The following is a 12,357-nucleotide window of genomic DNA, read 5'->3' as shown; positions in this document are numbered from 1 at the left end:
CGCGAGTCGGGCCGCCCTCCCCGCGAGTTGCGCTGCTCTCCCCGCGAGTTGGGCTGTAGGCCCCGCGAGTCGCGTCCTTAGTGCTGAGGGTGAGTGAACGCTGCGCGTGAACCCCGCACCAGGTGCGGTCCTCGGCTCGGCACATGGCGCCCGAGGTCAGGGCGCGGCTTCAGGGTGTGAGTGCGACATACGCGGGCGTGCTGCGCGACTCGCGGGTGCTGGGGCGCGACTCGCGGGTGCTGGGGCGCGACTCGCGGGGGTGGGCTGCGACTCGCGGGTGGTGCGGCGCGACTTGCGGGGTGGGCTGCGACCTGCGGGCGTGGGGGCGCGAGTCGCGCAGGTCAGGTCAGGGGTGGCCGAGGATCTCGTCCCACGCCGACCCCACCTGGGCGGCGCAGACCTCGGGGGAGAGCCCGCCGACGCCGGTGCCGAGGCCGGGCAGCGCGATCGTGCGAACGGTGTCGCGCACGCGGCGGCCGTCGGGTAGCGACCCGTCGCGCCACAGCCGCAGCACCGCGCCCGCGGCGGCCCGGGCGGCCGCGCCGTCGGCGGGGAGTCGTTCGCCGGGCTGCCGCATCGTCGGGGCGCTCACGAGCCAGGCCGGCCGGGGCGCCCCCGTCGGCACGATGACGGCCTCACCGACGGGGAGCTCGCGCCCGCGGTCGGCTCCCGAGGCGGCCCGCACCTGACCGGAGATGCCCGGGAACCAGCGCGCGTACACCGCGTCGATGCCGCCGCCCATGAAGCCGAAGGAGTTGGCCGGGCTGACCACGGCGTCGACGTCCACGTCGGTGACCGAGCCCTCGTGCACGACGAGACCGGGACGGTCGGCGGCGAGCGTGCGCCACGCCTGCGCCATGGGGGCGTCGACGGCCACCAGCACCAGCGTCAGGTCGTTCATCCGCCCACAGTAGGGTCACCGGCGTGTCCCGCCTCGCGTTCCTCGGGCCGCGCGCCACGTTCACCGAGCAGGCGCTGCGGTCGATGCCCGGGGTAGCCGGAGCGGAGCTCGTGCCCTGCGCGGGTTCCCCCGCCGTGCTGGCGGCCGTCCGGGACGGCACCGCCGAGGCCGGCTGCGTGCCGATCGAGAACTCCGTGGAGGGTGCCGTGCCCGCGGTGCTCGACGGTCTGATCGCGGACCCACCACTGGTGATCGTGCGGGAGGCGTTGCTGCCCGTCCGGTTCGCCGTGCTGGTGCGGGCCGGCACCACCGCGGAGGAGGTGCGCACGGTGGCGTCGCACCCGCACGCCATCGCGCAGACCCGTGGCTGGCTCGCGGCGCACCTCCCCGACGCCACGGTCGTGTCCTCCACATCCACGGCGGAGGCGGCGGCGCAGGTCGCCCGCGGCGAGTTCGACGCGGCGGTGTCGGCGCCGCTCGCCGCCGGGCAGCACGGGCTGACGATCCTCGTCGACGACATCGCCGACAACCCGGGGGCCGTCACGCGTTTCGCGCTCGTGGCACCGCCCGGTCCGCCGCCGGAACCCACCGGACACGACCGCACGTCGCTCGCCGCCACCACCGAGAACCGGCCCGGCGCGCTGCTGGGCCTGCTCACCGAGCTCGCCGTGCGCGGTATCGACCTCACGCGCATCGAGTCGCGGCCGATCAAGGACCGGCACGCGGAGTACTGGTTCCACCTCGACTGCACGGGCCACGTCGCCGAGCCGGCCATGGGGGAGGCCCTTGCGGCGCTGCACCGGCGTTGCGACCGCGTCCGGTTCCTCGGCTCCTACCCGCGCGCCGGCAACGGCGCGTCGCACCCGGGCTCGGACACCCCGCCGCTGCTCGTCGGCGGTTCCGACGTTGAGCAGTTCGCCACCGCGCAGGAATGGCTCGCCGGGTTGCGGGCCGGGAGCCTCGCATGACGGGCGTCCGCCTCGTGATGGTGCGGCACGGGCAGACCGCGGCGAACGCGCAGCACATCCTCGACACCCGGCCGCCCGGTGCCCCCCTGAACGAACTCGGCCAGGCGCAGGCGGCCGCGCTCGGGGAGCGGCTGGCCGGATACCAGGTCACGGCCGTGCACGCCTCGGTCGCCACGCGGGCGCAGCAGACCGCGGCGCCCGTCGCTGCCGCGCACGGGATCGAGGTCGGGGTCGTCGAGGGCGTGCACGAGGTGTTCTGCGGCGAGCTCGAGGGCCGGTCCGGGGAGGCCGCCCTCCAGCGGTTCACCTCCGTCTACGAGGCCTGGTGGACCGGTGACCTCGAGGCCCGGCTGCCCGGCGGCGAGTCGGCCCACGACGTCCGGGAGCGGTTCCTGCCGGCGATCGACACGATCCTCGACGGCGCGACCGGTGACGTCGTGCTCGCGAGCCACGGCGCGGCGATCCGCCTGGCCGCCGCCGCGCTCCTCGGCGACACCGCGGAGACGCTGTACGTCCCCAACACGGGGCTCGTCGTCCTGCGACCCGACGGCGCGGGCTGGGCACTGGAGCACTGGGACAGCGCGGTGCCGCTGCCCGGCGACGTGACCGCGGGTGGCACGCCCGCCTGAGGCCTCAGCCCCAGCCGAGGTCGTGCAGCGTCTCCTCGTCGATGCCGAAGTGGTGGGCGACCTCGTGCACCACCGTGACCGCCACCTCGTGCACCACATCGTCCTCGTCGGCGCAGACGTCGAGGATGGCGTCCTGGTAGATGCTGATCCGGTCCGGCAGCACGCCGCCGTAGGACGAGGAGCGCTCGGTGAGCGCCACACCCTCGTAGAGGCCCAGCAGATCGGGCTCGGTGTCGTGGCGGTCCGCCACCAGCACCACGACGTTGTCCATCGCCGCGGTGAGCTCGGGCGGGATCGTGTCGAGCGCGTCGGAGACGAGCTCCTCGAACCGCCGCCGCGTCATGTCCATCGGTGTGTCCCGGGATGCGGGGCGCCCGCCGGGGGGTGCCCGGCGAACGCCCGCTCCGTCACGGCGACTCGGGCGACGCGGGCAGCAGCGTGGCGTCGGTCGGCTCGGGCTCCGAGGTGGGCGCCGGCGTCGTCGTCGGCGCGCTGGTCGGCGGCACTTCCTCGTCGTCGTCGGCGGGCGGGTCCTCCGCCTCCGGCTCCGTGGTGGGCGCCGGGGTGTTGTCCTCCGCCGGCGGGCCGTCCGTCGGCGGGGCCGGCGAGGTCTCCGTCGTGGCCGGGACGCCGGGCTCCGGGTTGTTCGACGCCGGCGGGGCCGGGTCGTCGCCGACGACCACGTCGCCCTGCACCGGGCCCGTGACGGGCGCGAACCCGCTGCGGTCGGGCAGCAGCGCGGCGAGGTTGCAGTTCACCTTGCGGGTGCCGGCGTTCCAGGACTCCTCGGTGAGGTTGTCCCAGTAGACGGTGAGCTCCTTGTCGGCGATCACCTCGGCGCTGCCGGCGTACTCGTTGGCGATGTCCACACAGGTGGACTGCAGGTAGGCGTCCTGGTCACCGACCGCGGGGAAGCCCTCGGAGAACTTCTCCGAGAGGTCCACGACGCCGACGGCCTCGACGGCGTGCGCGCCGGCGCAGTCGACCGGGTCGCCGATCGTGCGGCCGTCGATGGCGAGGCAGGTGCCCGCCTCGTGCACGGCGGCCTGGTCGGACTCGGCGGCCCGGCCGGCGATCGGGTAGAGCGCGCCGGACCGCGAGGCGCTCTGCAGCCCGCACCGCAGCTCCCGGTCGCCCTCCGCCCATTTCGCGGGCGACGGCTTGAGCGCGCCGATCCGGTAGCGGCCGTCGGGGTCGAACTTGCCACCGAGGTAGTCCATGACCACCGGCTCGCACCGCTCGTTGACGAGCTGGCGCCACTGCCGGTCGTCGGGCAGCGTGGCCTGGTCCGCGAGCCTGACGGAGCCGGCCTGCTCGAACAGGTGCGGTTGCCCGCAGTCGACGACCTGGGTGTCGGCCGCGTCGGCCCGGCCCCACGTCAGGCAGGTGCCTGGGGTGGCCGGTGGGGCGGGGACCTCACGGACCTCCGGCTCGTCGATCGCCGCGGGCAGCGCGGCGAACGACCCGAGCACCGGGACGGTGGCACCGGCGAACGAATCCAGCGTGGCGACGCCGAGCATCGTCAGCGAGCCCACGAGGATCCCGAACACCATGCGTCGGACCAGCCGGGGCTCCGGCGCCCGCGTGGGCGGCGGTGGAGGGCTGGTCGGCGCCGTCGGGACCGGGGCGCCGTGGCGACCGGTCCGGGCCACCGGGCCGAAGGCGGCCGCGCGTGCGGCGTCCAGCCGGTTGGCGTCGGCGCCGGCGCGTGCAGCGTGCGGGACGGCAACGGTCGGCGCGTCCCCTGCGTCCTGCGGGGGGTTGCCGCGCGGGCCGGGCCTGCCGGGTGCGGTGAGGAGTCGGTCCATGTCGGGCGTCATCATGCCGTTACCTGTGGTCACGTCCAGAGGGGCGGTCCGGATCGCGCGACCATCGGTCGTCAGCGTGCTGCGAACGTCAGCGTTCGCCGGTTGATCGGACGGCGGACGGCGTTCGGCGCGCGAGAAGGACCTGTGGGCGGCTGGGCGGGCGAGCGGCGCGGCCACCGGACGGGTGGTGTGTCCGCCGGGGCGGGGGATGTGTGGCGGATCGTCGGCCCGCTGCACGCCCGGGGCCGCTACCGTCCGCGCTGGACTCCCCGCCCCTGCGCCGTCTCCGGCGCCATCCCTGGAGGTACTCGTGACGGCCCAGATCAGCCCGGGCTTCCTCGGGGTGCTCGGCACCGGGATCGGCGCGATCCTGCTCTACGCGGTGGCCGGGGTCCTGCTCATGCTGCTCGGCTTCTATGCCGTGGACGTCACGACGCCGGGCAAGTTGAACCGGATGGTCCGCGCCGGGCTGCCGGGCGCCGTCCTGGTCACGGCCGCGGGCCTGGTGAGCATGGCGTTCATCGTCGTCGTGGCGATCTACCGCTCGCCCGGCGGCCTGCTCGAGGGCCTGCTGGCCGCGCTGGTGTTCGGCCTGGTCGGGATCGTGGCGCAGGTGGGCGGCGTGCGGCTGCTGGAGTGGGTCACGGGCATCGACATCGGCGCCGTGCTGGCGGCCGAGCGGCTGCAGCCCCAGGCGTTCGTGGTCGCGGCCGCGCACGTCGCACTCGGCCTCGTGGTGGCCGTCGCCATCCTCTGAACCGGCGGGTCTGGCTCACGTCGCGCCCCGGACCTCCTCGGCCGGTGAGCGGTCCAGCGCCACCCGCACGAGCGCGGCGGCCACCGGTGCGAGTTCCGGCCCGGGCGCGAGGCGGGCCAGCTCCCGCGCGTCGGCCGGCAGCCCGACCCGCCGCGCTCCGTCGAGGGCCTTCTCGTCGATCGCCGGCCGCAGCGAGGGCCAGACGTCCTGCGCCTCGCGGCAGAAGATGCCGGCCCCGACCGGCCCCAGCCGCGGGAAGGCGGTGAGAGCCTCCCGAACCCGCGCCGGGTCGCCGTCGGCGCGGTCGCGCAGGCGCCGCAGGTCGTCGCCGTACTCGCGGTGCAGCAGGTCCGCGCCCTCACCGAGCGCGGTCGCGGTGCTCTCGTCGTAGCGCTTGTAGCTCGCACGGCCCAGCGCGTCGACCCGGTCCTGCCAGGACGCGGCGCGCATCTTCTGCGGCGTCCCCATCCCGGCGTCGGCGAGCGCGCGGGCGGCGTCCACGGCGATGTCGGCCTTGATGCGCGTCGAGAGCAGGACCGACAGCACCAGCAACCGGTAGAGCGGGGCCGGGGTGTCCTTCATCCCGATCCCGGCCTGCTCGGCGTAGGTCGTGCCGGCGCGGTCGAGCAGCGCGTGCAGGATCTTCCGTTCGTCGGCCATGCCTGGGCGTACCCGCTCCTCGCAGGCCTACGGTGGCCGATGAGGGCGCTACGGTCGGACGATGTCCTCCGTCCCGTCGGGTGAGCTGCGCAACGACACGGCCGGCGTCCTGAGGCGGGTCGAAGCCGGCGAGCGGGTGACGGTCACCGTCAACGGAAGCCCGGTGGCCGAGCTCGTGCCGGTCCAGCGAGCTCGCCGATCGTGGATCCGCCGAGAGGTGCTCGTGGCCCGCCTGCGTCGCGCCCAGGCCGACCCGGGGCTCAGGGAGGATCTCGCCCGGCTCGCCGGTGACACGACCGATGGTCTCGGGCCTGGAAGTCATCCGCGTCCGAGGAGTTGACTCTCGACCATGTCGAGGCACGAGGGTCGCTGATCGTGGAGAGCTTGCGGACCATCGGGCGGCTGGCCCGGGAGAGCGGGCTGTCGGTCAGCGCGCTGCGGTTCTACGACGGCGCCGGGGTGCTGGTCCCGGCGAGCGTCGACCCGGGCACCGGGTACCGCTACTACGGGCCCGACCAGATCGGGGTCGCCCGCCTCGTCGCCTCGCTGCGGCGGGTGGGGATGCCGCTGGCGGGGGTCCGGGAGGTGCTGGCGCGCCGGCACGACCGGGCCGCCGTCGACGCGGTGCTCGACCGGCACCTGCGGTGCCTGGAACAAGGGCTGGTCGACGCCCGCCGCGAGCTCTCCTGCGTCCGGTCCCTGATCGAGCAGGAGGAACCCGTGCCCCCGACCACCGTCTCCGTCCACGGCCCCGAGCTGGCCGAGGCCGTGCGCGCCGTCCGGTTCGCCGTCGGCTCCGACCCCGAGCTGCCCGTGCTGGGCGGCGTGTTGTTCGACGTGACGCCCAGGTCCGTCACGCTGGTGGCCACCGACCGCTACCGGTTGGCGATCGCCGAGGTGGGTGTGCGCGGCCTCGAGGGCCCCGCTGTGGCCGTGGTCGTCCCCGTGGCGCTCGTGGACCGCATGCCCGCCGACCGGCCGGTCGCGATCACGATCGACGGCGCGGACGTCGTCGTGCGCGCCGAGGGCGCCACGCTGGAGGGCACGCTGATCCCGGAGGCGTTCCCGGACCACCGGCGGCTGCTGCCCGAACGCGGCTGGCCGGTACCCGTGGACGCCGCGCTGCGGGCGGCGGTGTCGGCCGCGCCGACGCGCGTCGTGCGGCGCGAGCAGGACGGCACCGACTGCGCGGTGGCGGTGCTCGTCCCGACCGCGGACGGGGTGGCGGTCACCGGCGACGGTGCGGGCATCGGGGTGGACCGCGAGTTCCTGCTGGAGGCGTTCGACGCCGGCGGCGACGGGCAGTTGCTTCTCTCCCTCGACGGCCCGGTCGCCCCGCTGGTGATCCGGTCGCCGCGGTCGGTGTCGCTGCTGATGCCGGTGCGGTTGTGACGCCGGCCCCGGCGGGGCGCTCGCACGCCGTGCCCTGCGTCTCGTCGCCGCTCCGGCCGGGGTCCGGCTCCGTACCCTGGACGCGTGCAGGCCCCCCATCTCGTCGCGACCGACGTCGACGGCACGTTGCTCGACCCGGACGACCGGGTCACCCCGCGCGCCGCGGCCGTGATCGACCGGCTCGTGGCGGCCGGGGTGGGGTTCGTGCTCGTCACCGGGCGCCCGCCGCGCTGGATCCCGCCGATCGTGGCCCAGGTGGGTGTCGCGCGGCTCGCGGTCTGCGCCAACGGCGGCGTGCTCTACGACGCGAGCGAGGATCGCGTGCTCTGGGCGCGCACGTTGGCGCCGGAGGCGCTGGTCCGGCTCGTCGCGGCCGCGGAGGACACGCTGCCCGGCTGCGGCCTGGCGGTGGAGCGGGTGGGCACCGCGGAGGACGGCGCGCCGTTCGTGGCCGAGCCCGGGTACCGGCACGCGTGGGTCGACGGTGACGACGTCACGGTCGGGCGCACCGAGCTGCTGAGCCGTCCGGCCGTGAAGCTGCTGGTGCGCGAGCCGCGGCTGTCCAGCGATGCGATGGTCGCCGCGCTCACCCCGGTGATCGGCGACGCCGCGGACCTGACGTTCTCGCACCCGCGGGGGTTGGTCGAGATCTCCCCGCCCGGCGTCACGAAGGCCACCGGCCTCGCGGAGGTGGCCCGGCGGTACGGCGTGGAGGCGCCCGACGTCATCGCCTTCGGAGACATGCCCAACGACCTGGAGATGCTGCGCTGGGTCGGGCACGGCGTGGCGATGGGCAACGCGCACCCGGCCCTGCTGGAGGTGGCCGACGAGGTCACCGCGGGCAACGGTGAGGACGGGCTGGCCCTCGTCCTGGAGCGGTGGTTCTGAGCCCCCGCCGGCTCGTACGGGGGACACGGGCCCGACCACGCCCGGCTACCCTGCGTGACCGGGCGTAGCATCGGGCGACAGCGCACGACCGTTCGCCGTGGGCGCACGGTCGTGCGGGCTCCTGCCCGCCGTACCTGGAGGCCTCGCACGTGGCCGAACTCCTCGACCGCCCCGGCCCGCCCGCCGCTCCGATCTTCGAGCCGGACGGCACCATCGAGGTGCCGCCCGCGGTCGCCGAGGTGCGTGTGCTGGAGGCCGTCCAGGGTGCGCTCGCCCGGCCGCCGGTCGTCCGCGTGGCGCGCGGCATGTCGCTGTTCGGCGAGCACGCCGCGGGCTGGCTCGTGCTCGGCGCGATCGGTGCACTGGTGGACCGCAGGCGCCGCCGCGACTGGCTCACCGCCACCGCCGCCGTCGCCCTCGCCCACGGGGCGTCGATCGGGGTCAAGCGCGTGGTGCGCAGGCCACGTCCGGAGCACCCGCGGGTGCAGGTGCTGGTCGGCACGCCGAGCCGGCTGAGCTTCCCGTCCGCGCACGCCACGTCCACCACCGCTGCCGCCGTGCTGTTCGGCGCCCTGCTGCGCAAGCCGCTCGTGGTCGCACTCGTGCCGCCCATGGCCGTGTCCCGGATGGTGCTCGGCGTGCACTACCCCACCGACGTCCTCGCGGGCTCCGCGCTCGGCGCCGCCGTCGCGGTCATCGCGCGCCGGGTCGCCCGGAAGGGAAACCGATGACCAGCACCGACGTCCCGACAGAGCAAGCCGTGCCGCACCGCACGCCGGTCACCGTCGCCCGCGGCGTGCTGAAGACGATGCGCCCCCGGCAGTGGGTGAAGAACGTCCTGGTGCTGGCCGCGCCGTTCGCGGGCGGCGACCTGTTCCGCGACGGGATCGTCATGTCGCTCGCGGTGGCGTTCGTGGCCTTCTCGCTCGCGGCGTCCGGCATCTACCTGGTCAACGACGCCAACGACGTCGCCGCCGACCGCGCCCACCCCACCAAGCGCAACCGGCCGATCGCCGCCGGGATCGTCCCGCCGCGGCTGGCGATGGCCGTGGCGGTGGTCCTGCTCGCCGGGTCGCTCGCGCTGGGCCTTCTCGTGCGCATCGACCTGGTGATCGTCCTCGCCGTGTACATCGCGGTGCAGCTCGCCTACTGCTTCTGGCTCAAGCACCAGGCGGTGCTCGACATCTGCATCGTCGCCTCGGGCTTCCTGCTCCGGGCGATCGCGGGCGGAGCGGCCACCGCCATCGTCCTCTCGCAGTGGTTCCTGCTGGTCGCAGGCTTCGGCTCGCTGTTCATGGTGGCCGGCAAGCGGTACGCGGAGATGATGCTCGCAGAGCGCACCGGCGCGAAGATCCGCAAGTCGCTGGAGAGCTACTCGGCCTCCTACCTGCGGTTCGTCTGGGCGCTCTCGGCCACCGTGCTGATCACCACGTACTCTCTGTGGGCGTTCGACATCGGCGTCGAGCGGCACAACACCGTGTGGTCGGTGATCTCGATCGTCCCGTTCGTGATCGCCGTGCTGCGCTACTCGGTGGACGTCGACTCCGGCAACGGCGGCGAGCCCGAGGAGATCGCGCTCGGCGACCGCGTCCTGCAGGTGCTGGCGCTGCTCTGGGTGGGCACGCTCGTGCTCGCGGTCTACTCCTGAAGATGAAGGGCATCATCCTGGCCGGGGGCTCGGGCACCCGGCTGCACCCGATCACGCGCGCGGTGTCGAAGCAGCTGATGCCGGTCTACGACAAGCCTATGATCTACTACCCGCTCTCGGTGCTGATGCTGGCCGGGGTCCGGGACGTCCTGGTGATCTCCACGCCGCAGGACCTCCCGGCGTTCCGCAGGCTGCTCGACGACGGCGGCGAGCTGGGCCTGCGCATCTCCTACGCCGAGCAGGCGGCGCCGAACGGGCTGGCGGAGGCGTTCGTGATCGGGGCCGAGCACGTGGGCTCCGACCCCGCTGCGCTGGTCCTGGGCGACAACATCTTCCACGGGCAGGGCTTCTCCGGGCTGCTGCAGCGCGCGATCGGCGACGTCACGTCGGGCGACACGGGCTGCGTCCTGTTCGGCTACCCGGTGCGCGACCCGCAGCGCTACGGCGTGGCCGAGGCCGACACCGACGGGCGGCTGCTCTCGATCGAGGAGAAGCCCGAGCACCCGCGCTCGAACCGCGCGGTCACCGGGCTCTACTTCTACGACAACGACGTGGTGGAGATCGCGGCCGGGCTCTCGCCGTCGGCCCGTGGCGAGCTGGAGATCACCGACGTCAACCGCGCCTACCTCGAGCGCGGCACCGCCCGGCTGGTGGATCTGGGCCGCGGGTTCGCCTGGCTGGACACCGGCACGCACGAGTCGCTGCTGGAGGCGGGGGAGTACGTGCGGGTGCTGGAGAACCGCCAGGGCGTGCGCATCGCCTGCATCGAGGAGATCGCGATGCGGATGGGCTTCATCGACCCGGCGGCCTGCTACGCGCTGGGCGAGCGGCAGGCGAAGTCGGGCTACGGCGAGTACGTGATGGACGTGGCGAAGTCGTTCGCCGGCTAGGGAGGTTCGCGTGCAGGTCCTCGTGACGGGGGGAGCCGGCTTCATCGGCTCGCACTACGTGCGGTCGCTGCTGCGCGGCGGCTACCCCGCGTTCGCCGACGCCGACGTGGTGGTGTTGGACCTGCTCACCTACGCGGGCACGCGCACCAACCTCGCGCCCGTCGCCGACGACCCGCGGCTGCGGTTCGTCCAGGGCGACATCCGCGACGCCGACGCCGTCGCGCGTGTCATGGCCGGCACCGACGTCGTGGTGCACTTCGCGGCCGAGTCGCACGTGGACCGCTCGATCGCGGGAGCCGCCGACTTCGTCTCCACCAACGTCGTCGGCACGCAGGTGCTGCTGCAGGCGGCGTTGCAGAGCGGCGTCTCGCGGTTCGTGCACGTCTCCACCGACGAGGTGTACGGGTCGATCGACGAGGGCTCCTGGCCGGAGACGCACCCGCTGGAGCCCAACTCGCCCTACTCGGCGTCGAAGGCGGGGTCGGACCTGCTCGTGCGCTCGTTCCACCGCACGCACGGCCTGCCGGTCTGCATCACCCGCTGCTCGAACAACTACGGGCCGCACCAGTTCCCGGAGAAGGTCATCCCGCTGTTCGTCACCAACCTGCTCGACGGCAAGAAGGTGCCGCTCTACGGCGACGGGCTGAACGTGCGCGACTGGCTGCACGTCGACGACCACTGCCGCGGCATCCAGCTGGTGGCCGAGAAGGGCCGTGACGGCGAGGTCTACAACATCGGCGGCGGCACCGAGCTCACCAACTCCGAGCTCACGATGCGGCTGCTCGAAGCGGTGGGTGCCGACGGGTCGATGGTCGAGCGAGTGGCCGACCGCCTGGGCCACGACCGCCGCTACAGCGTGGACTGGTCGAAGATCGCCGACGAGCTCGGCTACGCGCCGCGGGTGCCGTTCGACGAGGGGCTGGCCGCCACCGTGGCCTGGTACCGCGAGCACCGCGCCTGGTGGGAGCCGCTCAAGTACGGGAGCTGACGTGCTCGGCGAGCCGCTCGCGCCAGTCGGGCGGCTTCACGCCGGCCGCGACCGCCCGGGACAGGTCGAGCACGCTGTTGAGCGGCCGGGGAGCGGCCTGCGGCTTGCCGGCGAAGTACTCCGCCGTGGTCGTGTCGGTGACGCGCAGGTCGGAGCGTCCCGCCAGCGCGAACGTCTCCCGCGCGACCTCGGCCCACGAGGCCGGCTCGCCGCCGCCCGTCACGTGGTAGGTGCCGTAGGGGGCCCCGTCCGCGACGAGGTGCACGATCGCGGCCGCGAGGTCGGTGGCGAACGTGGGGCGCCCGATCTGGTCGGCCACCACCGTCGGCTCGACGCCCTTCGCGGCCAGCCCCAGCATCGTGCGCACGAAGTTGCGGCCCTCGCCGACCACCCAGGTGGGCCGGACCAGGTAGTGGCGCTCGAGGCCCTGCACGGCCAGGTCGCCCGCGGCCTTGGAGGCGCCGTAGGCCGACAGAGGGGCCACCGGCGCGTCCTCGGTGTAGGGCTGCGCGGCGCGGCCGTCGAACACGTACTCGGTGGACAGGTGCACGAGCGTCGCGCCGCCCCGCCGGCAGAGCGCGGCGAGCGCGGCGGGCCCGGCGGCGTTGGCGCGCCAGGCGGCCGCACGGCCCTCGTCGGTCTGCGCGCCGTCCACGTCGGTGAACGCGCCGGCGTTGATGACGGTGTCGTAGGCGGGCCAGTCGATGGCGGCGTCCGCGGCGTCGGCGATGTCGAGATCGGCGTGCCCGAGCGCGGTGACGCCCGGCAGCGCGGCCACCAGGGCGCGCCCCACCTGCCCGCCGGCGCCGAGCACGAGGACGCGCACCG

General features: G+C 74.5%; 15 protein-coding genes. 10 read left to right on the top strand and 5 right to left on the bottom strand.

Going from position 1 to position 12,357, the window contains the following annotated elements; translation table 11 throughout:
* Positions 1-346 precede the first annotated feature (346 nt).
* Complete coding sequence (locus CFP66_RS11365; RefSeq protein ID WP_094922848.1) at positions 347-901, bottom strand: macro domain-containing protein; 555 nt, start codon at positions 899-901, stop codon at positions 347-349.
* Positions 902-924: 23 nt separating this feature from the next.
* On the opposite strand from CFP66_RS11365, the gene pheA reads away from it, so the two are divergent.
* Together pheA and CFP66_RS11355 are read left to right on the top strand one after the other, a co-directional pair.
* Positions 925-1,869 carry a prephenate dehydratase gene (gene pheA, locus CFP66_RS11360; RefSeq protein WP_094922847.1) on the top strand — a complete coding sequence of 315 codons (945 nt, stop codon included), beginning with the start codon at positions 925-927 and terminating at the stop codon, positions 1,867-1,869.
* Positions 1,866-2,498, top strand: coding sequence for a histidine phosphatase family protein (locus CFP66_RS11355; RefSeq protein WP_094922845.1), 633 nt, complete (start codon positions 1,866-1,868; stop codon positions 2,496-2,498). The genes pheA and CFP66_RS11355 overlap by 4 nt, the downstream gene beginning before the upstream one ends.
* A 4-nt stretch (positions 2,499-2,502) precedes the next feature.
* On the opposite strand, the gene CFP66_RS11350 is transcribed toward CFP66_RS11355, so the two are convergent.
* Both CFP66_RS11350 and CFP66_RS11345 read right to left on the bottom strand, forming a co-directional pair.
* Positions 2,503-2,847, bottom strand: coding sequence for a metallopeptidase family protein (locus CFP66_RS11350; RefSeq protein WP_094922843.1), 345 nt, complete (start codon positions 2,845-2,847; stop codon positions 2,503-2,505).
* 58 nt (positions 2,848-2,905) lie between these two features.
* A complete protein-coding gene (locus CFP66_RS11345) occupies positions 2,906-4,339 on the bottom strand; it encodes a septum formation family protein (protein WP_143517221.1) in 1,434 nt (477 codons plus the stop codon).
* A 277-nt stretch (positions 4,340-4,616) separates the two neighbouring features.
* Here CFP66_RS11345 and CFP66_RS11340 point away from each other — a divergent pair, with 277 nt between their 5' ends.
* A complete protein-coding gene (locus CFP66_RS11340; RefSeq protein ID WP_233159327.1) occupies positions 4,617-5,063 on the top strand; it encodes a DUF350 domain-containing protein in 447 nt (148 codons plus the stop codon).
* A 15-nt stretch (positions 5,064-5,078) separates the two neighbouring features.
* Here the strand turns inward: CFP66_RS11340 and CFP66_RS11335 are convergent, their stop codons facing one another.
* Entirely contained in the window at positions 5,079-5,723 is a 645-nt protein-coding gene (locus CFP66_RS11335; RefSeq protein ID WP_094922839.1) for an endonuclease, read from the bottom strand.
* 61 nt (positions 5,724-5,784) lie between these two features.
* Between CFP66_RS11335 and CFP66_RS11330 the strand changes: the two genes are divergently transcribed.
* From CFP66_RS11330 to rfbB, 7 genes are all read left to right on the top strand, one after another.
* Entirely contained in the window at positions 5,785-6,063 is a 279-nt protein-coding gene (locus CFP66_RS11330) for a type II toxin-antitoxin system Phd/YefM family antitoxin (protein ID WP_094922837.1), read from the top strand.
* A gap of 35 nt (positions 6,064-6,098) precedes the next feature.
* Positions 6,099-7,115 carry a MerR family transcriptional regulator gene (locus CFP66_RS11325; protein ID WP_198961377.1) on the top strand — a complete coding sequence of 339 codons (1,017 nt, stop codon included), beginning with the start codon at positions 6,099-6,101 and terminating at the stop codon, positions 7,113-7,115.
* Positions 7,116-7,199: 84 nt separating this feature from the next.
* A complete protein-coding gene (locus tag CFP66_RS11320; protein WP_094922836.1) occupies positions 7,200-8,003 on the top strand; it encodes an HAD family hydrolase in 804 nt (267 codons plus the stop codon).
* 191 nt (positions 8,004-8,194) lie between these two features.
* Positions 8,195-8,734 (top strand): phosphatase PAP2 family protein, encoded by a 540-nt coding sequence (locus tag CFP66_RS11315; RefSeq protein WP_369805025.1) that lies wholly within the window; start codon positions 8,195-8,197, stop codon positions 8,732-8,734.
* Positions 8,731-9,651: a decaprenyl-phosphate phosphoribosyltransferase gene (locus CFP66_RS11310; protein ID WP_094922834.1), complete on the top strand. Its 921-nt coding sequence runs from the start codon at positions 8,731-8,733 to the stop codon at positions 9,649-9,651. The genes CFP66_RS11315 and CFP66_RS11310 overlap by 4 nt, the downstream gene beginning before the upstream one ends.
* Positions 9,652-9,653: 2 nt before the next feature.
* Complete coding sequence (rfbA, locus tag CFP66_RS11305; protein ID WP_094922833.1) at positions 9,654-10,541, top strand: glucose-1-phosphate thymidylyltransferase RfbA; 888 nt, start codon at positions 9,654-9,656, stop codon at positions 10,539-10,541.
* A gap of 10 nt (positions 10,542-10,551) precedes the next feature.
* Positions 10,552-11,529, top strand: a complete 978-nt coding sequence (rfbB, locus tag CFP66_RS11300; protein WP_094922831.1) for a dTDP-glucose 4,6-dehydratase — start codon at positions 10,552-10,554, stop codon at positions 11,527-11,529.
* Here rfbB and rfbD read toward each other — a convergent pair.
* Entirely contained in the window at positions 11,513-12,355 is an 843-nt protein-coding gene (gene rfbD / locus CFP66_RS49125) for a dTDP-4-dehydrorhamnose reductase (protein ID WP_233159325.1), read from the bottom strand. The genes rfbB and rfbD overlap by 17 nt on opposite strands.
* Positions 12,356-12,357: the final 2 nt, after the last annotated feature.

Source organism: Pseudonocardia sp. MH-G8 (assembly GCF_002262885.1).
Taxonomy (GTDB): Bacteria; Actinomycetota; Actinomycetes; order Mycobacteriales; family Pseudonocardiaceae; genus Pseudonocardia.
Note: the sequence above shows the minus strand (reverse complement) of the source record. Positions and strands in the feature narration are given on the sequence as shown.